The 25,671-nt window shown below is 68.6% G+C and carries 20 protein-coding genes; 8 read left to right on the top strand and 12 right to left on the bottom strand.

What is annotated here, in order from left to right; genetic code table 11:
* Positions 1-4: 4 nt before the first annotated feature.
* Entirely contained in the window at positions 5-2,839 is a 2,835-nt protein-coding gene (acnA, locus tag ACIQJ5_RS08505; protein WP_402842845.1) for an aconitate hydratase AcnA, read from the top strand.
* Positions 2,840-2,913: 74 nt separating this feature from the next.
* On the opposite strand, the gene ACIQJ5_RS08500 is transcribed toward acnA, so the two are convergent.
* Positions 2,914-3,498, bottom strand: coding sequence for a hypothetical protein (locus tag ACIQJ5_RS08500; RefSeq protein ID WP_402842842.1), 585 nt, complete (start codon positions 3,496-3,498; stop codon positions 2,914-2,916).
* 140 nt (positions 3,499-3,638) lie between these two features.
* Here ACIQJ5_RS08500 and dxs point away from each other — a divergent pair, with 140 nt between their 5' ends.
* Positions 3,639-5,600 carry a 1-deoxy-D-xylulose-5-phosphate synthase gene (gene dxs, locus ACIQJ5_RS08495; RefSeq protein ID WP_231090267.1) on the top strand — a complete coding sequence of 654 codons (1,962 nt, stop codon included), beginning with the start codon at positions 3,639-3,641 and terminating at the stop codon, positions 5,598-5,600.
* Here dxs and ACIQJ5_RS08490 read toward each other — a convergent pair whose 3' ends face one another.
* The 4 genes from ACIQJ5_RS08490 to ACIQJ5_RS08475 form a co-directional block, all read right to left on the bottom strand.
* Entirely contained in the window at positions 5,601-6,290 is a 690-nt protein-coding gene (locus tag ACIQJ5_RS08490) for an SPFH domain-containing protein (RefSeq protein WP_231090266.1), read from the bottom strand.
* 117 nt (positions 6,291-6,407) lie between these two features.
* The gene (locus ACIQJ5_RS08485; protein WP_402842840.1) at positions 6,408-7,067 is read right to left on the bottom strand and encodes a TetR family transcriptional regulator; all 660 of its coding nucleotides are present in this window, start codon (positions 7,065-7,067) and stop codon (positions 6,408-6,410) included.
* Positions 7,068-7,225: 158 nt separating this feature from the next.
* A complete protein-coding gene (locus tag ACIQJ5_RS08480; RefSeq protein WP_402842837.1) occupies positions 7,226-8,773 on the bottom strand; it encodes an FAD-dependent oxidoreductase in 1,548 nt (515 codons plus the stop codon).
* Positions 8,770-9,366, bottom strand: coding sequence for a TetR/AcrR family transcriptional regulator (locus ACIQJ5_RS08475; protein WP_402842834.1), 597 nt, complete (start codon positions 9,364-9,366; stop codon positions 8,770-8,772). The genes ACIQJ5_RS08480 and ACIQJ5_RS08475 overlap by 4 nt, the downstream gene beginning before the upstream one ends.
* A 20-nt stretch (positions 9,367-9,386) precedes the next feature.
* Here ACIQJ5_RS08475 and ACIQJ5_RS08470 point away from each other — a divergent pair, with 20 nt between their 5' ends.
* Genes ACIQJ5_RS08470 through ACIQJ5_RS08460 form a run of 3 tightly spaced genes read left to right on the top strand, consistent with a single transcriptional unit; the run spans position 9,387 to position 13,529 of the window.
* Positions 9,387-11,003, top strand: coding sequence for an FAD-binding oxidoreductase (locus ACIQJ5_RS08470; protein WP_402842831.1), 1,617 nt, complete (start codon positions 9,387-9,389; stop codon positions 11,001-11,003).
* Positions 10,996-11,907 carry a YegS/Rv2252/BmrU family lipid kinase gene (locus ACIQJ5_RS08465; RefSeq protein ID WP_308070514.1) on the top strand — a complete coding sequence of 304 codons (912 nt, stop codon included), beginning with the start codon at positions 10,996-10,998 and terminating at the stop codon, positions 11,905-11,907. Before ACIQJ5_RS08470 ends, ACIQJ5_RS08465 begins: the two co-directional genes overlap by 8 nt.
* Complete coding sequence (locus ACIQJ5_RS08460) at positions 11,904-13,529, top strand: GMC oxidoreductase (protein WP_402842828.1); 1,626 nt, start codon at positions 11,904-11,906, stop codon at positions 13,527-13,529. Before ACIQJ5_RS08465 ends, ACIQJ5_RS08460 begins: the two co-directional genes overlap by 4 nt.
* On the opposite strand, the gene ACIQJ5_RS08455 is transcribed toward ACIQJ5_RS08460, so the two are convergent.
* A complete protein-coding gene (locus ACIQJ5_RS08455; RefSeq protein ID WP_231090260.1) occupies positions 13,526-14,356 on the bottom strand; it encodes a LysR family transcriptional regulator in 831 nt (276 codons plus the stop codon). The two genes, ACIQJ5_RS08460 and ACIQJ5_RS08455, sit on opposite strands and share 4 nt — an antisense overlap.
* Positions 14,357-14,453: 97 nt before the next feature.
* Between ACIQJ5_RS08455 and ACIQJ5_RS08450 the strand changes: the two genes are divergently transcribed.
* Positions 14,454-15,347 (top strand): DMT family transporter, encoded by an 894-nt coding sequence (locus tag ACIQJ5_RS08450; protein ID WP_231090259.1) that lies wholly within the window; start codon positions 14,454-14,456, stop codon positions 15,345-15,347.
* Between the two features lie 193 nt (positions 15,348-15,540).
* The gene (locus ACIQJ5_RS08445) at positions 15,541-17,178 is read left to right on the top strand and encodes a DUF222 domain-containing protein (RefSeq protein WP_402842823.1); all 1,638 of its coding nucleotides are present in this window, start codon (positions 15,541-15,543) and stop codon (positions 17,176-17,178) included.
* A gap of 294 nt (positions 17,179-17,472) precedes the next feature.
* Here the strand turns inward: ACIQJ5_RS08445 and ACIQJ5_RS08440 are convergent, their stop codons facing one another.
* From ACIQJ5_RS08440 to ACIQJ5_RS08425, 4 genes are all read right to left on the bottom strand, one after another.
* Positions 17,473-19,620 (bottom strand): 3-hydroxyacyl-CoA dehydrogenase NAD-binding domain-containing protein, encoded by a 2,148-nt coding sequence (locus tag ACIQJ5_RS08440; RefSeq protein WP_231090257.1) that lies wholly within the window; start codon positions 19,618-19,620, stop codon positions 17,473-17,475.
* 4 nt (positions 19,621-19,624) lie between these two features.
* Positions 19,625-20,824 carry a thiolase family protein gene (locus ACIQJ5_RS08435; RefSeq protein ID WP_402842819.1) on the bottom strand — a complete coding sequence of 400 codons (1,200 nt, stop codon included), beginning with the start codon at positions 20,822-20,824 and terminating at the stop codon, positions 19,625-19,627.
* A gap of 264 nt (positions 20,825-21,088) precedes the next feature.
* Positions 21,089-22,288 carry a ribonuclease D gene (locus tag ACIQJ5_RS08430; protein WP_402842816.1) on the bottom strand — a complete coding sequence of 400 codons (1,200 nt, stop codon included), beginning with the start codon at positions 22,286-22,288 and terminating at the stop codon, positions 21,089-21,091.
* Positions 22,289-22,290: 2 nt separating this feature from the next.
* A complete protein-coding gene (locus tag ACIQJ5_RS08425) occupies positions 22,291-22,878 on the bottom strand; it encodes a DUF3000 domain-containing protein (RefSeq protein WP_402842813.1) in 588 nt (195 codons plus the stop codon).
* Between the two features lie 25 nt (positions 22,879-22,903).
* On the opposite strand from ACIQJ5_RS08425, the gene ACIQJ5_RS08420 reads away from it, so the two are divergent.
* Positions 22,904-24,085 (top strand): alpha/beta hydrolase family protein, encoded by a 1,182-nt coding sequence (locus ACIQJ5_RS08420; RefSeq protein WP_402842811.1) that lies wholly within the window; start codon positions 22,904-22,906, stop codon positions 24,083-24,085.
* Positions 24,086-24,203: 118 nt separating this feature from the next.
* Here the strand turns inward: ACIQJ5_RS08420 and ACIQJ5_RS08415 are convergent, their stop codons facing one another.
* Both ACIQJ5_RS08415 and ACIQJ5_RS08410 read right to left on the bottom strand, forming a co-directional pair.
* Positions 24,204-24,638, bottom strand: a complete 435-nt coding sequence (locus tag ACIQJ5_RS08415; RefSeq protein ID WP_231090253.1) for a SufE family protein — start codon at positions 24,636-24,638, stop codon at positions 24,204-24,206.
* Positions 24,639-24,736: 98 nt separating this feature from the next.
* The gene (locus ACIQJ5_RS08410) at positions 24,737-25,639 is read right to left on the bottom strand and encodes a sulfurtransferase (RefSeq protein ID WP_231090252.1); all 903 of its coding nucleotides are present in this window, start codon (positions 25,637-25,639) and stop codon (positions 24,737-24,739) included.
* Positions 25,640-25,671: the final 32 nt, after the last annotated feature.

Raw genomic sequence — 25,671 nt, 5'->3', positions numbered from 1 at the left:
CCTCGTGTCAACGGTGAACAGCTTCGGTGCACAGAGCACCCTGACGGTCGGCAGCACCGACTATGAGATCTTCCGGATCGATCAGGTCCCGGGTTACGAGAAGCTCCCCTTCAGCCTGAAGGTGCTGCTGGAGAACCTCCTGCGCACCGAGGACGGCGCGAACGTGACCAAGGAGCAGATCCAGGCTCTCGGCTCCTGGAACCCGGATGCCGATCCCGACACCGAGATCCAGTTCACGCCGGCCCGCGTTGTCATGCAGGACTTCACCGGTGTGCCCTGCATCGTGGACCTCGCCACCATGCGTGAGGCTGTCACCGCCCTCGGCGGCGACCCGAGCAAGATCAACCCGCTCTCGCCCGCCGAGATGGTCATCGACCACTCGGTGATCGCGGACCTGTTCGGCCGGCCCGACGCCATCGAGCGCAACGTCGAGATCGAGTACGAGCGCAACGGCGAGCGCTACCAGTTCCTGCGCTGGGGCCAGACCGCCTTCGATGACTTCAAGGTCGTTCCCCCGGGCACCGGAATCGTCCACCAGGTCAACATCGAGCACCTGGCGAAGGTCATCTACGACCGCAACGTCAACGGCGTGCTGCGCGCCTACCCCGACACCTGCGTCGGCACCGACTCGCACACCACGATGGTCAACGGCCTGGGTGTGCTGGGCTGGGGCGTGGGCGGCATCGAGGCCGAGGCCGCCATGCTCGGCCAGCCCGTCTCCATGCTGATCCCGCGTGTGGTCGGCTTCAAGCTGACCGGGGAGATCCCCGCGGGCGTCACCGCGACGGACGTGGTCCTCACGATCACCGACATGCTGCGCAAGCACGGCGTGGTCGGCAAGTTCGTCGAGTTCTACGGTGAGGGCGTCGGCTCGGTGCCGCTGGCCAACCGCGCCACCATCGGCAACATGTCGCCGGAGTTCGGCTCCACCGCGGCCATGTTCCCGATCGACGACGTGACGCTGGACTACCTGCGTCTCACCGGTCGCGACGAGCACGCCGTGGCTCTCGTCGAGGCGTACGCGAAGGAGCAGAAGCTCTGGCACGACGCCGCGAACGAGCCCTCGTACTCCGAGTACATGGAGCTGGACCTGTCGACGGTCGTCCCGTCCATCGCCGGCCCGAAGCGTCCGCAGGACCGCATCCTGCTGTCCGAGGCCAAGACCCAGTTCGAGCAGGACATCCTGAACTACGCCGAGGCCACGCCCGTGGACGTGGCGGACGCCGGATCGTTCCCCGCCTCCGACGCTGGTTCGGTCCCGGGTGAGGAGGTCGAGATCGAGGCGGCCGTGACGGCGCCCAAGGTGCTCGCGTCCTCCGCGGCCCCGCAGGCCTCCAACCCGGTCGAGGTCACCACGCCCGAGGGCCAGAAGTACATCCTCGACAATGGCGCGGTCACCCTCGCCGCCATCACCTCGTGCACCAACACGTCCAACCCCTCGGTGATGATCGCCGCGGGTCTGCTCGCACGCAAGGCGCGCGAGAAGGGCCTGAAGCAGAAGCCGTGGGTCAAGACCACGCTCGGCCCGGGCTCGAAGGTCGTCACCGACTACTACGAGAAGTCCGGACTCGACAAGGACCTCGAGGGTCTCGGGTTCTACACCGTTGGCTACGGCTGCACCATCTGCATCGGTAACTCCGGTCCGCTCATCCCCGAGGTCTCGGGCGCCATCAACGACCACGACCTTGCTGTCACGGCCGTGCTGTCCGGCAACCGCAACTTCGAGGGTCGTATCAGCCCCGACGTGAAGATGAACTACCTGGCCTCGCCGCCGCTGGTGGTCGCCTACGCTCTGGCCGGCTCGATGCACTTCGACTTCGACAACGACGCGCTCGGTGTCGACGGCGAGGGCAACGACGTGTTCCTCAAGGACATCTGGCCCGCCCCGGAGGAGGTGCAGGAGATCATCGACTCCTCCATCTCGCGCGAGCAGTTCATCACCCAGTACGCCACCGTTTTCGACGGCGACGAGCGCTGGAAGAGCCTGCCCACCCCGACCGGTCCGGTCTTCGAGTGGGACGCCGATTCGACCTACGTGCGCAAGGCGCCGTACTTCGACGGTATGACGATGGAGCTCACCCCGGTGACCGACATCGTCGGCGCGCGCGTGATGGCGACGCTGGGCGACTCGGTCACGACCGACCACATCAGCCCGGCCGGAAACATCAAGGCGGGTACGCCCGCCGCGCAGTACCTCACCGAGCACGGTGTGGCCCAGAAGGACTTCAACTCCTACGGCTCGCGCCGTGGAAACCACGAGGTGATGATCCGCGGCACGTTCGCGAACATCCGCCTGAAGAACCAGCTGGTGCGTGCGGTCAACGACGGCGCCGAGGTGGAGGGTGGCTTCACCCGCGACTTCACCCAGCCCGGTGGTCCGCAGTCCTACATCTACGACGCGTCGCAGAACTACCAGGCACAGGGCACGCCCCTCGTCGTCTTCGGCGGCAAGGAGTACGGTTCGGGTTCGTCGCGCGACTGGGCTGCCAAGGGCACCAGCCTGCTGGGCGTCAAGGCGGTCATCACCGAGAGCTTCGAGCGCATCCACCGCTCCAACCTCATCGGCATGGGTGTGGTCCCGCTGCAGTTCCCCGCCGGTGAGAGCTGGGCATCGCTCGGCCTCGACGGCACGGAGATCGTCTCGATCGAGGGCCTGGAGGCGCTGAACGAGGGCGTCACCCCGAAGACGGTCAAGGTCACCGCGACCCCGAGCGAGTTCTCGCCCGAGGGCAAGCAGGAGGTCGTGTTCGACGCCGTGGTGCGCATCGACACCCCCGGTGAGGCCGACTACTACCGCAACGGCGGCATCTTGCAGTACGTGCTGCGTTCGCTGGTCTGATCTCGCTCGTTCGCAGGCCCCCGGTGCTTCGGTGCCGGGGGCCTCGTCGTTGCCTCGGTGGGATTCGGCGACGATCAGTCGTCGTAGGGGGAGACCCAATCGGTGACCAGATCCGCATCGAGCGTCAGGACATCGCCGGGCTGGATCTCACCGGACCGATAGCCGTTGAGGGTGCCGAGTGCGATGCCGTTGTAGATGCAGAAACGGTCGCCGATGATGTCCAGGACGTCGCCGGGGGCGACGGTGTAGGTCGCCGGGCGGCCTTCGCTGTCTGTGGCGGCCTCGCCCGTCGCGAACTCCCGCACGCCCCTGTCCACCAGCTCTGCGCCGAGCATGTCGGCGTGCATGGGGCCGCCGTCGATCGAACCGATCCAGATGTACGCCGGTTCCGCACAACCCTCCGGCCTGCCTGCGGGGATCAGCATTCCGTTGCCGAGGTTGACGAAGTCCACGGGACCGTCGATGACTTCTTCGGGTGTTGGCCCGGGGGTGGGCGGAGAGCTGACTGCGGGGGTCTGCACCGGCTGAGATGTGGTGACCGCGGTAACGGTGTCCGGCGTCTCGGAGATGGGCACAAGCAGGGGCGTGACGGCGAGCGCGCACAGGCCTGCGACGACGACGCCGGACAGGACGCACGCGACCACCGCGGGTGTTCTCATCGCGCCAGCCTCCCAGACTCCCGTCTCCATCGCCACCATGGCGCCGCGAAACATGCGCGTTCCCAGACGCGGACGGGAGCGCCCCCTTTAGACTGGGAGGATGCACGGGACGCTTCCTGCGTCCCGAGAAGGAGTGAAGCATGGCGATCCTGCCCTCCATCTCCGGACCTCGTGATCTGGACCGGCTGAGCCCACGCGAACTGGCCCAACTGGCGGCCGAGATCCGTGAGTTCCTGGTGCAGAACGTCGCGCGCACGGGCGGGCATCTGGGACCCAACCTGGGTGTGGTGGAGCTCACCATCGCGGTGCACCGGGTGTTCGACTCCCCGCGTGATCCGATCATCTTCGACACGGGACACCAGTCCTACGTGCACAAGCTTCTGACGGGCCGCCAGGACTTCTCCGAACTGCGTGCCCGAGGCGGTATCGCGGGGTATCCGCAGCGTTCCGAGAGCGAGCACGATGTCGTCGAATCGTCTCACGCATCCAGCTCGCTGAGCTGGGCCGACGGTATCTCCCGCGCGTTCACCCGCACGGGTCGCGCTGACCGTCACGTCGTCGCGATGGTGGGCGACGGCGCCCTCACGGGAGGCATGACGTGGGAGGCGCTCAACAACATCTCCGATGACAACGATCGCAACCTCGTCATCATCGTCAACGACAACGGCCGCTCCTACGCTCCGACGATCGGCGGGATGTCGCGCTATCTGAACCGGGTCCGCACCGCATCCGCCTACAAGGACCTGCACCGCAAGTCCGATCGGTTCTTCCGCGCATTCGGGCCCGTGGGCCGCGCTGTCTTCCGCGGTGTCCGCGGCGGCACTCACGGGTTCCTCTCCCGCTTCACCAACAATGTGGCGCTGTACTCGAATCTCGACATCAAGTATCTCGGCCCCGTCGACGGGCACGACCTGCCCATGCTCATGGAGACGCTGGAGCAGGCGAAGTCCTTCGGCGCTCCGGTGATCGTGCACGTCATCACCGAGAAGGGACGCGGCTACGCGCCGGCCCGCAACGATGAGGCGGACCAGTTCCACGCCGTCAACCCGATCGACCCGCGCACCGGAGCGGCGCTGAAGCAAGCGCGCACGGGGTGGACGGACGTGTTCTCCGAAGAGCTCGTGAACGTCGGCCAGGAGCACCCCAACGTCATCGGGATCACGGCGGCGATGCTGCGTCCCACCGGCCTCGCGGCCTTCGCCGAGCGCTTCCCCGACCGCGTCTACGACGTCGGCATCGCGGAGCAGCACGCGGTGGCTGCGGCCGCGGGAATGGCCTATGGCGGCTTGCATCCCGTCGTCGCGCTGTACGCCACCTTCATGAACCGCGCCTTCGATCAGGCCCTGATGGATGTGGCACTGCACAAGGCGGGTGTCACCTTCGTGCTGGATCGCGCCGGCATCACCGGACCGGACGGCCCCAGTCATCACGGCATGTGGGACCTGGCGATGCTGCAGATCATCCCGCACATCCGCATCGCCGCCCCGCGGGACGCGGAGCGCCTGCGTGAGGCGTTGCGGGAGGCCGTCGCGATCGATGACGCCCCCACCGTCATCCGTTTCCCCAAGGGAGCGGTGGCCGAAGACCTGCCCGCCGTGGAACGACTGGCCGATGGCGTGGATGTGCTGGCGCGCCCGGAATCGGAGGATGTGCTGCTGGTCGGCATCGGCCCGTTCGCCCACCTCGCGATGGAGGTGGCGGACCGGCTGCGTGCTCAGGGCATCGGCGCAACGGTGATCGACCCGTGCTGGGTCGTTCCGGTTGCCCCATCGCTGGTCGATCTGGCCGCCCGTCACCGACTGGTGATCACGATGGAGGATGGAATCCGCGTCGGTGGCATCGGAACCCGCATCCGTCAGGTGCTGCGCGAGGCAGGCATCGACACCGCGGTGGACGAACTGGGCGTGCCGGATGAGTTCATCGACCACGCGACGCGTGAGCAAGTGCTGGAGGACGCCGGCCTCACCGCCGCGAAGATCGCCCAGGACGTGGTCTCCCAGGTGCTCGGGACGCGCGTGCCAATGGCGCGGCCGCATCCGGACGGCGCGCTGTGGACGGGTCAGATCACCACCCAGACCGGCTCCACCGGCATCGTCCGCTGATCAGCGCAGGCTCGGCAGCATCGCGGAGGTGAGCGCAGCGGAATCCTCGCCGCGCTCACGCATCGCCGTCGCGAGCAGGTAGCCATCGGTCAGGGCATCGCCGGTGACCATCACGCGCAACAGCTCGATGCCGCACTCGGCGCGCACGCGTTCTCTGCATGCGTCCACCACGGCGGGAGAGAGCAGCTCGTTGACCGGGAGTGCGTGGCCGGGAAGGCTTCGCACGATATCGCGCAGTGCGGCGCTGACGATGTTGCCGGCTCGCTCCTTGACGCTGACGACGTCGAGCTCGAAGACTCTGAGGTCGTGACCCGTCGGGAGCGGACGCCAGTCGAAGGAAGCGTGCACGCGGTGCTGTGAGCCATCGGCTCCCGTGAGCTCGCGCACCGGGAGATCGGTCGAGCGGGTCCGGACGTCGATCATCCGGTACCACCACAGCAACGGGAACGCCGCGTGGCTGCCGGGGGAGAGCACGACGACATCGCCCGCGGAACCGCGTCGCGTGTCGGTTCGGCGGATGATCGGCTTGCCGTTGCGGGTGCGAATCGCCGCGGATCCTTCGTCCACGGTGACGAGGAACAGCTTGATGAGCGCGGGGATGACCAGCAGGGTGCCGGCGATGGCCGTTCCCGTCTTCAGGAGAGTGGCCACTCCGCTTCCGGAGAGGAGTCCGTTCAGTGCGTCGAACATGCGGTGTCCTGGGGGATGGGCTGCTGCACAGCACCATCATGTCGGCTGGGGTAGTACCGCCCACGCGTGACTCGTGTGTACGAGCCAGCGTTCACCTGTGGTTGGTCGAGTGTTCGCTCACTCGCCGAGCTCGGCCACGTCCGCCAAGAGGGGGAGGATCGCACGTCGCACCGGCGGGAGCTTCAGCGCCGGCAGAGCGACGGCGAGCAGGCGTGTGCCGTTGTCGATCAGGCGGCGAGTCCGCGCCCGTCCCGGAGACGTGTCCTGCACCCAGGCGAGGGTGAGCGCCAGATAGATGCGGTAGAGCGCCTCCGGTGCGAGCTGGGCGACCTCCGCGGGAAGACGATCGGCTGACCCCTCCACCGTTTCCCGCAGCAGCGCGATCACGCTCTCGCGCGCTGTGCTGGACTCCGGTGAGAGCGGACTCGCGTCCGAGCCCGGTGCTAGTGCTGCGAGGGCGAACTCGCTGGCGTGATCGCCGAATGGTTCCAGCTGGTCGAGGCCCGTGTGCAGGAACGCTCTGAGGCGCGGTGCGAGCTTCGTTTCCTGTGCCAGCAGAGGCGCCGCTGCAGCGCGGTGATCGGCCTGCACCTGGATGTAGAGCTCCTGGATCAGGTGGCTCTTGCTGGGGAAGTGGTAGTAGGCGCTGCCGACCGACATCCCGAGTTCGTCGGCGAGGAGACGGATGGTGGTGGCGTCGAAGCCGCGCTGACGGAACGACGCCATCGCCGCATCGCGGATCGCGGCCCGCGTACGCTCGCTCTTCGGGGTGGACATCATCATGCTCCTGGGGAGGCGTTTGCGAGGGGCCCCGCGCGCCGTGAATCGAACATGTTCGAAAATATCCCGGTCCGCGCGCTCACCGCAAGGAGCGGGCCACGCCGACGTCGGCGCGCCGGATTCGGAACGCGGTCGGCGCCCGGCACAAGCCCGGATCAGGGTGTGAGCGATGCGAGCGTCTCGGCGACCAGCTCCACGACGGCGGGGGCGGCGGCATCACGGTCGGCGGGAACCAGTCCGATGCGGGTACGGCGATCGAGGACGTCATCGGCGGTCAGCGCACCTTCGGCGCGCACCGCGAATTCGACCTCGGCGCGCAGGACATCGACCCCGGGCACGATCATCGATGACGGGTTGCCGAGTTGCGCCATAGCGAGCACGGTCGCTGCATCCGCGCCGAAGCGCTGCCGCAGCTGTGGTGGTGTGTCGCCGGGAGCGGCGCCCGTGGCGCCGACGAGCGGCAGTGCTGCCGTGACGCTCGGCCCCGCCGCGAGCCCGAAGGTGTCGCGCGCGAGGTCGACCGCTTCCTCCGCCATGCGTCGGTATGTGGTGAGCTTGCCACCGAGCACGTTCACGAACCCGGCGGGCGAGAGGGTCACCATGTGCCGCCGCGAAATGTCGGCGCTCGCACCTCTGGCGCCGCTGTCGATGAGAGGACGGAGTCCGGCGAACGCGCCGATGACGGCCTCGCGCGGCAACGGGCTGCGAAGCGCTGGATTGATGGTCGCGAGGAGGAGGTCGATCTCCTGCTCGGTGGGCGTCGGCGTCGCGGCGACGGGTCCGGGCGCGTCTTCGTCGGTGAGCCCGATGATGACCCGTCCGAGCTGGGCGGGCAGGGCGAAGACGAACCTGCTCAGTGAGCCGGGGTGGGGGACCATTACGGCAGCGCTCGGATGTTCGAGGCTTGCCGCACTCACCACCAGATGGGTGCCGCGACTGGGACGCACACGGATACTGTCGTCGATCGCGCCGGCCCACACGCCGGTGGCGTTGATCACCGCTCGCGCCCGGATCTCCAGACGCTCGCCGGAGAGCTGATCGATCGCCACGGCACCGTCACGATGCAGGTGCTCTGCGCGGGTTCGGGTGATGATCGTGGCACCGTAGGCGGTCGCGGTCCGGGCGGCGGTGACGACGAGGCGGGCGTCGTCCACGAGCTGGCCGTCGGCGCCCAGCACGCCGCCGCGCAGGTGTCGCTCATCCAGGGCGGGGGCAAGACGGCGCGCCGTGGTCGCGCGGACCATGCGGGGCCGGGCCAGCACACTGCGTGGTGTGCCTGCGCGCACGCGCAGCAGATCGCCCATCGCCATGCCGGCCGTTCCGCCGAGTCGCTGTCTCCAATCCACGGCTGTGCCGAACGGAATGAGCTGGGGGAGTGAACGGATCAGGTGGGGTGCGATCCGGGTCATCAGCAGATGGCGTTCGTGCGCGCTCTCCACCGCGGTCGCGAAGTCGCCCGTCGCGAGGTAGCGCAGTCCGCCGTGCACGAGCTTGGAGCTCCACCGACTCGTGCCGAAGGCCAGGTCCTCGGCCTCGATCAGCACGACGCGAAGCCCGCGCGCGGCAGCGTCCAGGGCCACGCCCGCCCCGGTGATTCCGCCTCCGACGACGAGGACGTCCCATATGCCGTCTGCGGCATGTTGCAGCGCGCGGCGGCGGCTGCCGGCGTGGGGCAGCGCGGAGGATCCCCGGGGGTCTGTCATGGCCGGAGGTGGCCGTCCAGGGCGAAGCGCAGCTCACGTCGCCATGCCTCGGCGTCGAGGAGGACCGAGACGGTCCCATGGGAGAGGATCGCCGACTGCGTGATGAGGAGCAGCATGGTGGCGATCTCTGCGGGGTCTCCCGAACGCACCGAGCCCTGTTCCTGGGCGCGGGTGATCGACTCGGCGAGCCAGTCCAGAATCGCAAGCTGGCTGCTGCCGAACCGCTGCAACGTGTAGCGGGTGAACACTTCGGGCTCGCGCTCGAGGAGCGCCGTATACATCGCGTCAGCGCGGAAGCGTCTCGCGAACTCCAGCACATCGGCCACCAGTTCCTCGCGCGTGGCGGCCGGGGTGAAGCCGGAAAGCAGATCCAGGACGCGCCTCAGCAGCGCCGCCCGAACCACATCGTCCGCGCCCTGCCAGCTGCGGTACACCGTGGGGCGGCTGAAGCCCGACGTGCGAGCGAGCTCTGCGATGGTGAGCCCGCCCACACCTCGCTGGGTGATCAGGAGCTCGGCGGCGTCGAGGATCTGCAGTTGCGTCTCGTCCCAGCGAGCGGTGCTGCGTTCGAGAACCGGTTGACGTTTTTCCATGATGTGTCACACTGTAACGCGTGAAGCAGAGTCGCGAAACCACCCCCGACGATCCGCAGATGCTCTGGAACGGGTGGGGCGATCCTGCTCGGGCCACCGGCCTTCCTCTCGCCGTCCGGGCACTCCTGCCTGCGCTCCTGGGCCGCCTGCAGCGGCCTGACGCGGCACCGGAGCTGGCGGACGTGGCGGTGGAGCCGTCGCGGTTGTCGCCCGAGCAGCGCGTCGCGCTGGACGGGATCGTCGGCCCGGGCGGCGTCGATGTCACCGCTGAGGCTCGACTGCGTCACGCGGGTGGTCGTTCGACGCCCGACCTGCTGCGGCGTCGAGCGCGCGCGCAGCGTGTCCCCGACGCGGTGGTTCGGCCGGCGGACCACCCCGAGGTCGCGCGGCTCGTGGCTGAAGCTGCGAACATCGGCATCGCGGTGGTGCCGTTCGGCGGGGGAACCAGCGTGGTCGGCGGGCTGGATCCCGAGCGGGGAGTGCACTCCGCTGTCATCGCGCTGGATCTCGCTTCCCTGAGCGGGCTCATCGCCCTGGACCCCGTGAGCCGGGAGGCGACCTTGGGCGCCGGTACGCGCGGCCCTGAGGCCGAGCGGCTGCTCGCCGCGCACGGCTTCGAGCTCGGTCACTATCCCCAGAGTTTCCGCTACGCGAGCATCGGCGGCTTCGCGGCTGCGCGCTCGTCGGGGCAGAACTCGGCGGGATACGGGCGCTTCGATGCGATGGTCACCGGGCTCCGCGTCGCCACGCCGACGGGCGAGCTCACCCTCGGGCGCGCACCGGGGTCGGCCGCGGGGCCCGACCTCATCCGTGTTTTCCTCGGCTCCGAGGGGGCGTTCGGCGTCATCACCGAGGTGCGTGTCCGCGTGCATCCGATACCTGCCGAGCGCATCGTCGAGTCGTGGACCTTCCCCGACTTCACCACCGGCGTGGAGGCGCTGCGCCGGGTGGTGCACGGCGGCGCGCAACCCACCGTCATCCGCCTGTCGGACGAGGTGGAGACCGGCGTCAGCCTCGCGCAGGTGGGCAAGATCGGTCGGGTGCTCGCTCGTGGTGCCAGCGCCGTGACGGTCTTCGAGGGGGAGGACAGTGACGTCCAGCGCGAACGCACCGCTGCCGTTCTCTCCGCAGCCGGCGGCACCAGTTCGGGCCGGACCGCCGCTCAGGAGTGGCTGGACGGCCGATTCGACGGCCCGTACCTGCGTGACTCGCTGCTGGCGGCGGGGGTCTTCTGCGAGACGCTGGAGACCGCGACGACCTGGGCGAACCTGCATCGCCTGCGCGATGCCGTCACCGCTGCGCTCCGAGAGGGGTTCGCCGCCGCGGGGGCGAAGAGCTTCATCATGTGCCACATATCGCACGTCTACCCCACAGGCGCCTCGCTGTACTTCACGGTGCTGGCGGGGGTGCGCGGTGACCAGCTGGCGGTCTGGGAGCCCGTGAAACGCCGGGTCGGTGACACCATCATGTCCGCCGGCGGCACCATCACGCACCATCACGCCGTCGGCCGCGATCACGCCCCCTGGCTGGTGGATGAGATCGGCGAGACCGGTGTGCGCATCCTCCGGGCGATCAAGCGGGAACTCGACCCCTCCGGGGTGCTGAACCCCGGCGTCCTGGTCGCGGATCGTGACTGAGCCCGCTCGCCGGGTGGCGGTCCTCGTCAACCCTCACTCGGGCAAGGGCCGCGGCGCAGCCATCGGAGATGCGGCGGTCGCACATCTGCGTCGCCGGGGCGCGCTGGTGAGCGAACGACGTGGCGACGATGCGTCTGAGGCGCGACGGTTGCTGATCGAGCTCCTGGCGGACGCGCCGGACGCAGTGGTGGTCATCGGCGGGGACGGGACTCTCTCCGCCCTCGCGGAACCCCTGGTGAGCGACGGCACCCCCGTCGTCCTGGTGCCGGCTGGCACCGGAAACGACCTCGCTCGCGCGCTGGGCATCCCGCGCGATTCGCCTGAGAATGCGGCGGACGCGGCGATCAGCGGCGCCCCGCGGCGGATCGATGTCGGGGTGATCGAGGCGGTAGACGGACAACGCCTCTTCCTCACCATTGCTGCGCTCGGCTTCGATGCCAAGGTCAGCGAGCGCACGAATCGGCTTCGATATCCGCGCGGGCGGGTCCGCTACTTCCTGGCCATCGCCATCGAGGTGCTTCGCGTGCGCCCCATGCGGTTCCGCCTCGGCATGAACGGCGAGACGGTGACCGAGCAGCCCGGCACCCTCATCGCCATCGGCAACACCGCGAGCTACGGCGGCGGGATGCCGATGTGCGTCGGTGCTGACCCGGCCGACGGCGTGCTTGATGTCGTGCATGTGGCACCGCTGTCGATGTTGCGCCTGATCCTGCTGCTGCCGCGGCTGCTGGCAGGCACTCACCTCGATCGCCCGGAGGCCCATCGCTGTCGGGCGCGCGCGATCGAGGTGTCGGCGCCCGATCTCGTCGTGTACGCGGACGGCGAGAGGATCGCGCAGGGCGCGTGCCGGGTGAGCGTCCTGCCGGGCGCCCTGACGATGTTGGTGGGGAAGGAGTCGAGGTGACCGAGTTCGATGAGGACGTCGTCGTGATCGGTTCGGGCTTCGGCGGGGCGGTGAGCGCGCTGCGATTGTCGGAGAAGGGCTATCGCGTCCGTGTGTACGAAGCGGGTCGCCGCTTCGCGGACGAAGATTTCGCGAAGACCTCGTGGGACGTGCGTCGATACCTCTGGGCACCTCTGCTCGGCTGCTTCGGGGTGCAGCGCATTCACCGGCTGCCGCACGTGATGGTGCTCGCCGGCGCAGGTGTCGGAGGCGGATCACTCAACTACGCGAACACGCTCTATCAGCCGGGGCCGGCGTTCTTCGCCGATCCCCAGTGGCCGGCGGGACGGGACTGGGAGGCCGAGCTGCACGCCTCGTACGAGACGGCGCGACGCATGCTCGGCGTCGTCGAACACTACCCCCATACCGGCGTCGTGGAACGCATCATGGCGGGCGCTGCCGCGGACCTCGGCGTGGCCGACACCTTCCGGCAAGCGCCGGTGGGCGTCTTCCTCGGTATGCCCGGCGTGCGGGTACCCGATCCGTACTTCGGCGGAGACGGACCGGATCGCACCGGGTGCACGCTGTGCGGCAACTGCATGGTCGGCTGCCGGGTGGGCGCGAAGAACACGCTCGTGAAGAACTACCTCGCCCTGGCGGAGCGTCGCGGTGCGCGTATCGAAGCGCTGCGGACCGTGGTCGACGTGCGTGAGGACTCCGCAGGGGGCTTCCTCGTCACCACCGAGCGCACCGGGGCCTGGTTCGCTCGGGAACGCCGGACGATCCGGGCGGAACACGTGGTCGTGTCCGCGGGGACCTGGGGGACTCAGCAGCTCCTGCATCGTATGAGAGCCGCGGGCTCGCTGCCGCGGTTGTCGGATGCGCTCGGCAGGCTCACGCGGACGAACTCCGAAGCGCTCGACGGCGCGGTCGCCACACGCGTGCCGGAGGGCGCGGGCCTTGCCGACGGTGTGGCCATCACGACCTCCTTCCATGTGGATGAGCGCACGCACGTGGAGAACGTGCGCTACGGGCCGGGCTCCAACCTGATGGGCATGCTCGCCACGGTACTGGTGCCCGGGGACCGGAACCTGGCGGGACGCATCCTGGCGCTGGCGGGGAAGGTGATGCGTCATCCGATTCGTGAACTGCGCCTCGCCTCGCTCCACCGCTGGAGCGAGCGGGGGATCATCGCCCTGGTGATGCAGACAGCGGACAACTCGCTGACGCTGTCGCTGCGCCGGCGGTTCGGCCGCTTCGTACTGACGAGCCGGCAGGGACACGGCCAGCCGAACCCCTCGTATCTGCCGGAAGCTCATCGCGCGACCGAAGCCATCGCGGCGCAGATCCGCCAGCACACCGGTGCACCCGCGGCTGCGCGAGGCAGCTGGCCCGAGGTGTTCGGGATTCCCCTCACCGCGCATTTCCTAGGCGGCGCGGTGATCTCCTCTTCCCCGGCAGAGGGCGTGGTCGACGAATATCACCGCGCGTGGGGGCACCCCGGCCTGCTCGTCGTCGATGGTTCGGCGGTGCCGGCCAATCCGGGAGTGAATCCGTCGCTCACGATCACCGCACTCGCGGAGCGCGCCATGTCGTTCTGGCCGGACAAGGGCATGCCCGACGAGCGGCCGCCGCAGGCTTAGAGCACGTCGGCGGCCACAGCCGCCCGCAGCTCCCGCACCAGGGCGTGGCGAGCATCACGGGGGAGTCGTTCGGAGACGACCGCACTCAGCTGCAGCGTCCCGGGGGATGCCAGTCCCGGTACCGGGGCGAGTCCCGGCTCATGGCGGTGGGATCGGGGAAGCGCTGTCATGCCCTCGCCTGCGCGTACGGCCATCAGGAGGCCGGTCAGATCGATGCTCTCGCGGACGAGATCGAGCCCGCGCGCCACGGGGGAGGCGAGCAGCGTCTCGCGCACCAGGCACGGCGCCGTGAATGCGACGAGCGCATCCGTGCGCGGGTGGGCGGCGGAGGTGAACCAGTCCAGCTCGACGCGGCCGATGGGCACGCTGTCCGCACCGAACCGGCCGTAGCCGAGCACCACATCCGCTGTGCCGGCCCGGGCGAACCCCTCCAGATGCACGGTGCGATGGAATCGGACGGAGACACGCTGCCCGGGAGCATGGGCGGCGAGCACACGAGAGACCGTGCGGAGGGTCCCGACTCCGGCCATGTTCGTGGACGCGACGACGAGATCTGAGCCGATGCGTCCGCGGGCGCGATCCAGGGCGTCGTCGTGTGCCGCGATGATCCGGTAGGCATCGGCGACGAGAGTTTCGCCGGCCGCCGTGAGGGCGATGGTGCGGCCCCGGCGGACGATCAGCGGTGCACCCACCTCGGCCTCCAGACGTCGCAGGTGTCCGGTGACGGCCGGCTGAGACAGGTGCAGCGCCTCTGCGGCGCGTCCCACGCCGGCGAAGGCGGACACCGCGAGCAGACTTCTCAGTTCCGGAATGCCGAGGACGCTCATCATCCCAGTGTGATGCCGGAATCCCGACTCGGCGGCGATCCATCACGATTCGTGATCCGGATTCGGCACCGCAACGCTGTGGGCGCACCGTCGAAGCATGCTCAAGCCCTCAGTGCTCGTCGCGGCTGCTGCGACCATCGTCCTATACGCGCTCAACTACGTGCTGAGCGCCGTCGCGGTAGGCGCCGTCGCTCCCTTCCTCGTGCTCGCCCTGCGCTGGATCGTGATCGCGATCGTGCTGTGGACGGCAGTGCTGGTCATGCGTATCCGTCTTCCGCGCGGGCGCGCGCTGCGCGATGTCATCGGTGTGAACGTCCTCACTCAGGGTGCGCAGTTCATCGCGTCCTATTGGGCGCTCGGCCATGGCGCGGGTGCGGGCATCGTCGCGCTCGTGATCGCCATGAACCCCGTGATGACAGCGGTGGCGACGTCGGTGATCCTGCGGCGGCGGCAGGGCGCGCGCGTGTGGTGGGCCGTTGCGGTCGGGGCGGCGGCTGTGACGAGCGCCTGTGTCCCGAAGATCGTCGCGGACGCGCGGGTGGGTTCCGCTCTCGCGGTGGTGATCCTGGCGCTGCTGGGACTGTCGCTCGGCTCGCTCTGGCAGGGAGAGCGACTACGCGCCGAGAGTCCGATCGCGGTGAACGCCATCGGAGCATGTGTGGGTCTCCCTCTCCTCGTCCCGTTTCTCCTCACCGCACCGCTGCAGATGCCCGCGGGCGGCGACGTCTGGGGGCTGATCGTGGTCATCGGACTGATCGGCGCGGCCGGCACGACCTGCTACTCGTGGCTGGTCCGTGCCGTCGGCGCGGGGGAGGCGTCGATCGTGTTCTCCATGATTCCCGCCGTCACCGCGGTGATCGCCTGGGCTGTCATCGGTGAGGAGATCACGGCACCGGTGGTGGTCGGCCTCGTTCTCGGGGCACTGGCGTGCCTGCTGCGGGTGCAGCCCGCGAAGCGCGTGGCGACGGTGCCGGCAGCGCGCTGGCGGTGACGGGGGTGTTCGAGATGGCGGTGGGATGCTGCGCCCGGAAGGGGAGTGCGGCCCCTGATCCGGGGATTACCCCGCCGTTCGTCGTCGGGTTTGGGGCTCGGTCCGCGATCTCCGCGTATCGCCGGGCGCGGGATCACATGCTCTTCTCATGTGGATAACTCGAACAAAGCTTCGAATCTTGAGACAATGGATCATGCTCACATCGACCGCCACGACACCGCCCGCGGAGGAACTCGCCGGGGTGAAACCGACCCTCGATGTGTCCGCGATGCTGGTGCGGCTCTCGGGCGTGCGACCTGCTGCGGATCCTTCGGCGATGTCTCCGGCATCCGATGCCGCGGCTGCCGACCTGGCGCGCATGCTGGAGCAGGCGCGGCGTCTGCAGCGGGTGATGGCGATGCTGGCCGCGACGCAGGCGACCCTGCTATCGCAGGTGTTGTGCCGGGTGGTGGGTCCGGAGGCGTCCGGTGATCACTCCTCGGCGTCTTCCGAGTTGGCCGTACGCTCTGTTGCGGCGGAGTTCGCCGCTGCTCTTCACCTCAGCGATGCGCAGGTCCAGCGCCAGTTGAGCGATGCGTACACGCTCGTGACTCGATTCCCCGCGACGCACGCCGCGTTGGATGGCGGATCGATCACGGCCGCGCACGTGAGGGTCATCGTCCAAGCGGGGGCGGCGATCTCAGACGACTCGGCTCGGGCGACGTACGAGGCGGCGGCGGTGGAGCAGGCCCAGTCCACGACCCCGTGGCGACTCAAGAACTCCCTCGCCGTGCTCGCCGAAGAGGCCATGCCCGTCTCCGTGAGCGATCGTCATCGTGAGGCGCGTCGGGCACGATGCGTCACCGTCACAGACGATGCCGACGGTATGTCGCGCTTGGCAGTGTTCATGCCCACCCTCCTCGCGCATGGTGCGTTTGACCGCATCATGGGAATGGCCCGCTCCATCAAGCACGATCCCGCGGGCCAGGGCTCTTTCGGAGATCCGGCGGCACCTGACCTGGGACAGAGCAGCACAGGCGCATGTTCTGGGTGTGCCGGGCGTCCGGGGTCGTCGACGGACGCTGCCGGTTCGTTCGCCAGATGTTCTGATGGCTCTGCGCCTGGCGGACGGCCCCGAACGGCGAGCACTGCAGGCCCGATCGCGGATACGCGTACGCTCCCGCAGATCGCCGTCGATGTGCTGTGCGATCTGTTGCTCGGCGCCGCACCGACGACAACGTCGCAGGCCGTTGCCGCGATCCGTGGCCGGGTGCAGGTGACGGTCCCGGTGGCAACGCTTGCCGGACGTGACGACACGGGGGCCACGCTCACCGGAGTGGGCCCGATCGATGCGGACAGCGTGCGGGAGCTCGCTGCACACCAGCCGGGATGGGATCGCCTCGTGACCGATGGGGTCACCGGCGATGTGCTGGCCGTCGATCGGTACACCCCGTCAGCGGGGATGCGTCGCTTCCTCGCCGCACGGGATGAGCGCTGCCGCTTCCCCGGATGTCGACGACCCACCCACCAATGCGATCTCGACCACACGCTGGCGTGGGACGACGGCGGCGAGACTCGCATCGACAACCTCGCTCACCTCTGTCGCCGACACCATGTCCTGAAACACAACTCCGCCTGGAAGGTCGAGAGCCTCGGCGGCGGGGTGCTGCGCTGGACCAGTCCCCTCGGTCACGAGTACATCGATACCCCACCTCGCCACGCCGTGAGCTTCACTCCCGTGGCGTCGGATGTCGCCTCGCCGGTACCCAGCTCGACGGACGCCAGAGCGGCGACCCACGTCGCCGTGAACCACCTCCCGGGTCTTTCCCCAGCCGACCCGCCGCCGTTCTGACGGACGAACTCTCCCTGATGTTCTTCATGCGCCCGGTGCCGTAGCGCGATTCTCACCTGACCGATGCTGTGGCGCGGTTCTGTCGGGACGACGACTTCGCGCATGCCGCCGACCACGTACCGACGGGAACGAACGAGAGGGTCACGGCCATCGCGGGTCGCGTCGCTGAGGACGAGTAGTTATTGCGCCAGCATCCCGCTGAGATGCACCGCAGCTCGCCCGGACCCGGCACTGCCGCCGAGAACAACGAGGCGGGCGGCCCCGAAGGACCGCCCGCCTGCGCACGATGTACGATCAGCGATTCCCGATGCCGCGAATCTCCGGGGAGTGGAACGCGCCGCCCGCGGCACGCTGCGAAGCGCCCTCGCGGTCCAGGTAGGGCGTGATTCCGCCATCGATGAACGGGTAGCCAGCGCCGAGGATGAGGCAGAGGTCGATGTCCTGCACCTCGGGAACCACCTCGGTGTCGAGCATGATCCGGATCTCCTCGGCGAGGCCATCCTGTACCCGGCGAAGAATGGTCGCCTCATCGGTCGGGGTCTTGCCCACGGCGGGCTTCAGAACCTTCTCCGCAGCCTTCGTGAAGCCGGTGACGCGGCCGCCCTTGTCCTTCTCCACGATGTCGGACAGCTCCGCCAGCTGGTGGAAGTTCTCATTCGCGTAGAAGCGGTCGGGGAAGGCGCGCACCATCGTGTCCTGCACGTGGGCTGCCACCTTCCAGCCCACCAGGTCGATGAGCTGGAACGGGCCCATCGGCAGGCCCAGTGGGCCGAAGGCCTTCTCGACCTTCTCGACCGGGGTCCCCTCGTAGACCGCCCGCGCAGCTTCGCCCATCACCTTGGCGAGGAGCCGGTTCACCACGAAGCCGGGGGCATCGGCGGTGAGCACAGCGTTCTTGCCGAGCCCGCGCGCAACGACGAACGCGGTCGCGAGCGCCTGCTCGTTGGTGGTGTCCGTCTTGACGATCTCGATCAGCGGCATCACCGCGACCGGGTTGAAGAAGTGGAACCCGACGAGCCGTTCGGGGTGAGCGAGCTTCGCACCGATCTCGGCGACCGACAGCGATGACGTGTTGGTCGCGATGATCGCGTCCTCGGCGATGATCGGCTCGATCTCGGCGAACACCTGCTGCTTGACGCCGACCTCCTCGAATACCGCCTCGATGACGAAGTCGCAGTCCGCGTACTCGCTCTTGTCCGTGGTGCCGTGGATCAGGCCGCGCAGCTTGTTCGCGGTGTCGGAGTCCAGACGACCCTTGGTTTCGAGCTTCGCGATCTCCTCGTGGATGTACGCCAGGCCCTTGTCGACGCGCGCCTGGTCGAGGTCGGTGATGAGCACCGGCACCTGGAGCTTGCGGACGAACAGCAGGGCGAACTGGCTGGCCATGAGACCTGCGCCGATGATGCCGACCTTCGTGACCTTCTTGGCCAGGGCCTTGTCCGGTGCGCCGACCGGACGCTTGGCGCGCTTCTGCACCAGATCGAAGGCGTACATCGAAGCGGCGAACTCGTCGCTGGTGATGAGTTCGGCCAGCGCCTCGTCCTCGCGCTCGAAGCCCTCAGCCCGCGTGCCGGATTTGGCCTTGTCGAGAAGTTCCAGAGCCTTGTACGGCGAGCGGGGCATGGTGCCGATCTTCGACTCCAGCATCCCCTTGGCCATCTTGATGGCGATGGGCCATTTGGTGAGACGCTCGATCTTGCCGGGCTCATTCTTGCGCTCCACCGTGATGGATCCGCTGAGCACTCCGTCTGCCCACACGAGGGAATCCTCGAGGAAGTTCGCGGCGGGGAAGATGGCATCCATCATGCCGAGCTCGAACGCCTGCTGGGGCTTCAGCATGCGGTTCTGCTTCAGCGGGTTGGAGACCACAACCTCCAGCGCGTTCTCGATACCGATGAGGTTGGGCAGCAGGTAGGCGCCGCCCCAGCCCGGGATGATGCCGAGGAACACCTCGGGAAGCGCGATCGCCGCTGCGGAGGCGTCGACGGTGCGGTAGTGGGAGTTCAGCCCGATCTCCACGCCCCCGCCGAGAGCCAGACCGTTCACGAAGGTGAACGAGGGCACGCCCACCTCAGTGATCGAGCCCAGCACCTTGTGGCCCAGCTGCGCGATCAGCAGCGCGGCTTCACGGTTCGGGATGTTCGCCACCTCGGAGAGGTCGGCGCCGGCGGCGAGGATGAACGGCTTGCCGGTGATCCCGATCGCCTGGATCTCGCCCCGTGATGCGCGATCCTTGAGTCCGGCGAGAGTTTCGCCGAGCTCGGTGAGAGAGACGGGACCCAGCGTGTTGGGGCGGGTGTGGTCGCGACCGTTGTCCAGCGTGATGAGGGCGAGCACCTTGCCAGAGGGCAGAGTGACGTCGCGCACAGGGGAGTGCGTGACGACCTCATCGGCGGCGAAAGCCTGCAGGGGCGAGAAGTCGATGGCGTCGTAGTTGGTCATCGGGTCACTTCTTTCCGGTGTAGTTCGGGTTCTCCCAGATCATCGATCCGCCCTGGCCCAGGCCGACGCACATCGCGGTCAGGCCGTAGCGGACCTCCGGATGCTCGGCGAACTGCGCCGCGAGCTGGATCATCAGGCGCACGCCGGAGGCTGCCAGCGGGTGACCGAGCGCGATCGCACCACCCCAGGGGTTGACGCGCGGGTCGTCATCGGCGATGCCGTAGTGATCCAGGAACGAGAGCACCTGAACCGCGAACGCCTCGTTCAGCTCGAATGCGCCGATGTCGTCGATCGTCAGTCCGGCCTTGTCGAGGGCCTTCTGGGTGGAGGGGATCGGGCCGATCCCCATGACCTCGGGCTCGACGCCGGCGAAGGCGAAGGAGACCAGGCGCATCTTCGGCGTGAGTCCCAGCTCCGACACCGCGTGCGATCCGGCCAGCAGGCTCATCGTGGCGCCGTCGGTGAGCGGCGAGGACGTTCCGGCCGTCACGCGCCCGTGCGGACGGAACGGGGTCTTGAGCGTGGCGAGCCCCTCCATCGTGGTCTCGGGGCGGCGTCCCTCGTCAGCGGTGGCCAGACCCCAGGCACCGTTCGCGTCGCGAATGGCGACGGAGACCAGATCCGGCTGGATCTTGCCGGCCTGGTATGCGGCCTCTGCCTTGAGCTGGCTCTGCATCCCGAAGCGGTCGGCGCGCTCCTTGGTCAGCTGCGGGAACCGGTCGTGCAGGCGCTCGGCCGTGATGCCCATGTTGAGCGCGTCCGCGGACACCAGCTTCTCGGTGAGGAAGCGGGGGTTGGGGTCTGCGCCGACACCGAGCGGGTGGTGTCCCATGTGCTCGACGCCGCCGGCAAGGGCGAGGTCGTACATGCCGAAGCCGATGGAGCCGGCCATGGTGGCCACCGAGGTCATCGCCCCGGCGCACATGCGGTCGATCGCGAAGCCCGGTACCGACAACGGCAGGCCCGCCAGGATGGCGCCGGTCCGTCCGAGAGTGAGGCCCTGGTCGCCCTGCTGGGTGGTCGCTGCGATGGCGACGTCATCGATGCGCTCGCCCGGTACCTGCGGGTTCCGCTCCATCACACCCATGATCGCCTTGACGACGAGGTCATCTGCGCGGGTGTTCCAGTACATGCCCTTCTCGCCGGCTCGCCCGAAGGGCGTACGCATGCCGTCGATGAAGTAGACGTCCGAGTTCTCGGCCACTCTGCCTCCAATGTCGTGAGATTGAGTCCAGCATATTGTGGAACTCAGGTTCACCGGAAGCCGTTGGGGTGTTTCTACGAATCAGCTTCCAGCTGTCCTCTGAGCCTTGCACGCTTTCGACAATCACGGGCCGGTGCCGGGTGAACGAGAGCGGAACGCCGTCCACGAAAGGCGGACGGCGTTCCGCTCGTGCGGTGAGGGTGGGCGGCTCCGGGGAGGGCCGGGATGGACGCCCCGGCGATCAGCCGTGCGGTCTGGCCCGCATCATTCGGCGGCGGCGGTGGCGGTCGCCGTCGGCTCGGCGGGAGGACCCGCGATGAATGCGGCGGAGATCAGCGGTGCGGTCTGCTCGATCTGCCACTCGCGCGCGCCGAGGGCGCGCAGCGCTGCCGAGATCGAGGCGACGTCGTCGCCCGGATGATCCCACGACACCCGCCGGAGGAAGTCGGGGGTGAGCAGGTTCTCGTTGGGCATCGTGAGCTCGCGCGCGTGCTCCTCGAGCACCGGGCGCGCTGCCTTGTAGCGCAGATCGGCTGCGGGATTGCGGTCCGCCCACGCCCGGGGCGGCGGGAGCGTGTCCGAGGCCACGCGATCCGGCGGGAGCTCGCTGGTGGCGCGCCCGGCCTCGATCGCAGACCACCAGCGGTCCAGCTGCGTACGACTGGCGCGGCCGGTGAACTCCTTGAGAGACGCGAGCGCTTGCTTGGTGGCGGGCTCCGCGCGTACCGCCGCGACGATCGCCCGATCCGGAATCAGGCGTCCGGGCGCCACGTCCTGCTCCTGGGCGTAGGCTTCGCGGGCCTCCCACAGTGCGCGGGCCACGGCCAGGTTGCGGCGGCCTCGGACGGTGTGCAGGCCGCTGAGGCGGCGCCACGGGTCTTCGCGCAGCGGCTTGGGGGCCTTGTCGCGAACCGCGTCGAACTCCTCGCGAGCGAAGCGGGTCTTTCCCTGTTCCTCCAGCTCGGCGACGAGCTTCTCCTGCAGGTCGATGAGGTGCAGCACGTCGAGAGCCGCATACTCCAGCCAGGACTGGGGGAGAGGCCTCGTGGACCAGTCGTCGGCGGAGTGCGCCTTCTCCAGCGTGATGCCCAGCTCCTCCTCGACGATCGCGCCGAGACCGACGCGCTGGTGTCCGAGCAGACGCGCCGCGAGCTCGGTGTCGAAGAGGGTGGCCGGGTACAGTCCCAGCTCGTGCAGGGATGGCAGGTCCTGGCTCGCGGCGTGGAACACCCACTCGACCTCGCCGATCGCGTCCTGCAGTGCGCGGAAATCGCCGATGGGCGGCGGATCGAACAGGAAGACGCCTGAGCCGCGCCGGTACACCTGGATCAGGTAGGCACGCTGCGAGTAACGGAACCCCGAAGCCCGTTCCACATCGACGGCGACGGGGCCCACGCCGACGCGCAGCCGTTCGATGGCGGCGTCCAGTCCCGCCGAGGTGTCGATCACCTGGTACTCAGTCACACTCACTCCGCCGTGCTCCGCATATGCCGTGCTCCGAAAATCTCGATCTGCTCCGAGCCCGGCGGGAGTCCCGCGAGCATGCAGACCAGCTCAGCCCATGCTCGCACGTGTCCGTCCACCGCTCCGGACGGCGACCAGGAGGCGCGCAGTTCGATCTGTGCGCCATCCCCTTCCGCCGCCAGCGATCCAAAGCCGGTGGAGATGGTCTTGGTGGCCGTGCCCGAGACGGCGTGAGCCTGCGCCTCGTGCGACGTCAGGGCATCACGCAGCCAGGACCAGGCGACGCTGGCCAGGAGCGGGTCCGCGCCGATCTCCGGCTCCATCGGGGCCTGCGCGAAGCACACGATCCGCCACGGCCCCTCCCAGACATCTGGAGACGACGGATCGAACAGGAGCACGAACCGGCCGGTGCCGTATGCCGACTCACCCTCCTCGGCGGGGCGGACGTCACCGGCGAGCGCGATCGCGTACGGGGCGAGGCCCTGGGGTGCGGGGATCTCCCGGACCGAGAAGTCCTCGCGGAACGTCACCGCGCGCAGCAGTTCCTGCGCCTGCGCGAAGATCGCGTCTACTGGTGAGTCTCCCGTCACGCCGACAGACTAAAGTGAGTGGGCGATGAACACTCCCAGGCGCGCCGTCCCAGCCGGTACCCTCACTGTCCTCCGCGTACTGATCGCGGTCCTCGCGGGGACTCTGGCAGTGGTACTCGGTGCCCTCTTCGCGCTCGTGCGCACCGTCGCCCGCCGGGTGGTCGTGCCGGCGAACCGGGAGAACGACACGCGGATCGTGCGCCTGGACCTCAAGGCGCAGACCATCACGCTTCAGAGCACCCCGGACACCCGCCTGCCGGGCCGCTACGGGCTTTTCACGACGGGAACCGTCGACTACATCAAGCTCGGCACCATCCTCGCTCAAGACGAGCACACGGTGACCCGCAAGCTCCTTACCGAGGTGGACGGTGCGATGCGGCTCGGTCGCGACGCCGCCTTCAGCGGCTGGTACTTCGACGCGCCCGATCAGCTGCAGCTGCCCTATCAGCCGGAGCTGATCGGCACCGCAGCCGGCCCCGCTCCGGCCTGGATCTTCCCGGGCGGCGACACCTGGGTGATCCAGGTACATGGGCGCGGAACGCGGCGGGCCGAGTGCCTGCGCGCCGTGCCGGTGTTCCACGACGCCGGGATTACGTCCCTCATCGTGTCCTACCGCAACGATGGAGAGGCTCCGCGCAGCCGCTCGGGAATGTACGCGCTGGGGGAGACGGAGTGGCGGGACGTTGACGCAGCGATCGGCTACGCGAAGCGTCACGGGGCCTCCCGGGTCATCCTGATGGGGTGGTCGATGGGCGGGGCCATCGTGCTCCAGGCGGCGACGCGCTCTGCCTATCGCGAGCTGATCGCCGGGATCGTGCTGGAATCGCCCGTGATCGACTGGCGGAGCGTGCTGACCTATCAGGCGCAGGAGAACCGCATTCCGGCACCGCTCGGGAATCTCGCGGTCTCCTCCCTGCAGGGCGGGTGGAGCGCACGCGCGATGGGTGCCGGGGCCCCGATTCCCTTCGACCGCCTGGACATGGTGGCCGGCGCGGACAGGCTCCATGTCCCGGTGCTCATCCTCGCGTCCGACGACGACGGCTTCGTCCCGTCCGACGGGGCGCATGCGCTGGCCGAGGCGCGGCCCGACATCGTGCAGCTGGACGTTTTCTCCGTCGCCCGGCACACCAAGCTCTGGAACTACGATCAGAGCCGCTGGGACGGCGACATCCGCTCCTGGCTGGCGGAGCACGGCTTCACGGCCTGAGCGCTCTCAGCGCTTTTCGCGAACCTGACGCTTCGCACGCATGAGCATGCCGGACACGCTTCTGATATCCGAGGACGAATTCGCGAGTTGATCGGGGTAGATTCCCCGCCGGATGTGCTCAGCGCTTTTCGCGAACCTGACGCTTCGCACGCATGAGCATGCCGGTCATTCCCGCGATCCGCAGGGGCGAGACCGCGCGCGTGAGTCCGATGGTCTGCGGGAAGTCATCGGGGATCGCCAGGACCTCGTCGGCGGTGAGACCGGTGATGCCCTGCGACAGGATGCTGGCGAACCCGCGTGTGGTGGGTGCTTCGGCCGGTGCGGTCGCGTGCATCGAGACCACGCCGTCCTGATCCACGTCGACGATGATGTACACCGGCGACTGGCACTCGATCACGCGCTCAGCCAGCTCGGGATGTCCCTGGTACTCCTCGGGAAGATCCGGCAGCTCGTTGGAGAACTCCAGCAGCAGCTCCAGGCGATCGGACTCGTCGAGCTCGAGGAACTCGTCGCGGATCTCGGCGAGTGTGGCGGGAAGTTCTGCAGCATTCATCCCCTCCATCCTCCCACGCGGTGGCGCACTCGGGTCCGCGTGCGCAGGGACGACGATGCCCCGCGGGCGAAAGCCGGCGGGGCATCGGGAGACGAAGGTCAGCGCGCGGGGATCTCGCCCGGCTCGGTGCCGGTGACGATGGGCACGCGCACGGCGCTTCCCCACTCGGTCCAGGAACCGTCGTAGTTGCGCACTCCCTCGAAACCGAGCAGGTAGGTCAGCGCGAACCAGGTGTGCGCCGAGCGCTCGCCGATGCGGCAGTAGGCGATGATGTCGTCGCCATCCTTCAGACCGGCTCCATCGCGGTACAGGGCGTCCAGCTCGGCCCGGTTGCGGAACGTGGCGTCCTCGGCGGCGGCCTTCGCCCACGGCACGCTCTGCGCCGACGGGATGTGGCCACCGCGAAGCGCGCCCTCTTCGGGGTACGCGGGCATGTGAGTGCGCTCGCCGCTGTACTCCTCGGGGGAGCGCACATCGATCAGCGGCTTGCCGAAGTGAGCGAGCACGTCCTCCTTGAAGGCACGGATGCTGGAGTCGTCGCGCTCCACCACGGGGTACTCGACTGCCTCACGGACCGGCTTGTCGGTGGTGAGTTCACGACCCTCGGCGATCCACTTGTCGCGGCCGCCATCGAGGAGGCGGACGTCCTCGTGACCGAACAGCGTGAACACCCAGAGAGCGTATGCAGCCCACCAGTTGTTCTTGTCGCCGTAGATGACGATGGTGTCGTCGCGGGAGATGCCCTTTCCGCCGAGCAGCGCGGCGAACTGCTCACCGGTGAGGTAGTCGCGCACCACCGGGTCGTTGAGCTCGGTGTGCCAGTCGACCTTCACGGCACCGGGGATGTGGCCGGTCTCGTACAGGAGCACGTCCTCGTCGGACTCGACCACGACGAGTCCGGGCTCGTCGAGATGCGCGGCGAGCCAGTCGGTCGTCACGAGGCGCTCGGGGTGTGCATACTCGCTGATCTTCTCGGACGACGTGTCGAATTCGACGGCCACGGGTTCTCCTTCGTGCGGGCGGGCTGGGTGCG

It is taken from the genome of Microbacterium sp. GXS0129, from assembly GCF_044769785.1.
Classification (GTDB): Bacteria; Actinomycetota; Actinomycetes; order Actinomycetales; family Microbacteriaceae; genus Microbacterium; species Microbacterium nymphoidis.
The sequence above is the reverse complement of the archived record's forward strand: the minus strand, read 5'-3'. Positions and strand labels throughout refer to the sequence as shown.